At 68.3% G+C, this 2,183-nt stretch carries 2 protein-coding genes; both read right to left on the reverse strand.

Annotated elements, in window-relative coordinates:
- Positions 1-1,025: glycosyltransferase family 4 protein (locus WA950_RS15900; RefSeq protein ID WP_424552695.1), on the reverse strand; the 1,025-nt coding region annotated here is incomplete at its 3' end.
- Positions 1,026-1,038: 13 nt separating this feature from the next.
- A partial coding sequence (locus WA950_RS15905) for a glycosyltransferase (protein ID WP_424552696.1) occupies positions 1,039-2,183 on the reverse strand: 1,145 nt, incomplete at its 5' end.

Raw genomic sequence — 2,183 nt, forward strand, 5'->3', positions numbered from 1 at the left:
CGGCCGGCCAGGCGCATGCGGGCGGCGAGCGCCGGATCGTCGGTGAGGGCGCGGATCTGTTCGATCCAGCGCTCGGCATTGTGCGGGTCGGCGGTCAGGGCGGCATCGCCGCACACTTCCGGCAGCGCGCCGCAGGGCGCCACGATCGCCGGGCAGTCGAGCATCATCGCCTCGAGCGGCGGCAGGCCGAAGCCCTCGGTGGTGGACGGACAGGCGAAGGCGGCGGCATGGCTCATCAGCCCGGCCAGCGCGTCGTCGTCGATGCGGCCGGTGAAGTGCACATTGCCGGGTACCGCCGCGCCGAGGCGCTCGAAGTCCTGGCGGCCCGCCGCGCCGAACAGCACCAGTGTCAGGTCGGCCAGGCGCGGGTCGGCGAAGGCTTCCAGCAGGATCGGGATGTTCTTGTGCGCCTGGGTGTTGGCGAGCGCCAGCACGTAGCGGCCTTCCTGAAGGCCGTGCGCGGCGGGCGCGCCGTGGTCCGGCCGGCAGGCGAGAATATGGTCGCAGCCATTGTGGATGACGGTGATCTTGTGCGCCGGCGCAATGCCGTGGCGCACCAGCTGCTGCTTGGAATAGTGCGACACCGCCAGGATCTGCCGGTTGGTGCGCCCGATCAGGGGCTGCAGGAAGCGGTACCACAGGCGAAAGCCGCGCGAATAGGATTGCGGCGTCAGATGCACCTGGGCATCGTGGATCATGGTGATGGCGTTCGGATGCAGCACGGGGCCGAGATTGCACAGGCTGACCAGCACGCCCTTGCGGGCGAGCCAGGGCAGGCTCAGCTGTTCCCAGACGATGCCGCGCGCGATGCCGGCCAGAAAGCGCCGGCGCTCGACCGGTATGACGGCGAGCGGCGGGGTGCGCGCCGCATCCGACGGCGCGATCACCACGGCTTCGGGCAGGCCGGCCTCGCCCTTGCGGGCGGCCAGCAGCCGGTCCATCGCCAGGATGAGCTCCTCGGCGACGCGATGCACGCCGGTCGGGGCCGCCGTCAGGAACTTGCCATTGAACACGATCGGCTTCATGCCGGTTTGCCTTTCATGCGGTCAGTCTGATGGTCTGGGCCGTGTCCGCCGTCATGGCGAGCCCGGGAAGATTGCCGAGGAAGCGGCGCAGTTCGCGCTCGAAGCGGCGCGGTTCGAACTTGAGGGCGTGGGCGCGGATATCGGCCGGCGCGAAGGACGCGGCGCTCTCCTCGAAGCGGGCGAGCGCGGCCATCATCGCCTCGACGCTCTGCTCGTGGAAGAACAGGCCGGTGCGGCCCTCGACCACCGTCTCCAGCGCGCCGCCGCGCCCGAAGGCGATGACCGGACGGCCGCTCGCCATCACTTCCAGCGGCACGATGCCGAAGTCCTCGACGCCCGGATAAAGCAGTGCCTTGCAGGCGGAGAAATGGCGCTCCATCTCGTCATCGGACACCGCGCCGAGGAAGCGCACGGTCGGGCCGGCCGACTGCTTCAGCCTGGCCGAGGCGCCGTCGCCGATGACGACGAGCGGCAGGTTCATCTTCGTGCAGGCGGCGACCGCCAGCTCGATCTTCTTGTAGGGCGTGATCTGGCCGGCGCACAGGTAATAGTCCTTCGGCCCCTCCGAGATCTTGAAGCGCGAGACCTCGACGGGCGGATGGATGACGCTGGCGTCGCGCCGGTAGAACTTCTCGATGCGCTTTGCGACATAGCCGGAATTGGCGATGAAGTGATCGACGCGGTGCGAGGTGGTGACGTCCCACTGGCGCAATCGCGGCGCGGCGAGGGCCAGGATGGTGCGGGCAAGCAAACCGGCCTCGGCCATATATTGCGGATAGAGGTCCCAGATGTAGCGCATGGGCGAGTGGCAATAGCAGACATGCACGGCATCGGGCCGGGTGATGACGCCCTTGGCGGGGCCCGCCTCGGAGGAGATGACGAGGTCGTAGGCGGTCAGGTCCAGCGATTCCAGCGCATAGGGCATGAGCGGCAGCATCTTCTGGTAATGCCGGCGCCCGCCGATCTTCTGCAGGAACGAGGTCGTCAGCCTGTGGCGGCGCAGCTTGGGCGACAGCTTGTCCGGATCGGCGACGAGGGTGAAGATGTCGGCGTCGGGAAAGATGTCGCAGAAGGTCTCCAGCACCTTCTCGCCCCCGCGCATCCCGACCAGCCAATAATGTACCAGAGCGACCTTCACCGCAACACTCCCGCAATCCG

The sequence above is a fragment of the Shinella sp. genome (assembly GCF_049651085.1).
GTDB lineage: Bacteria > Pseudomonadota > Alphaproteobacteria > Rhizobiales > Rhizobiaceae > Shinella.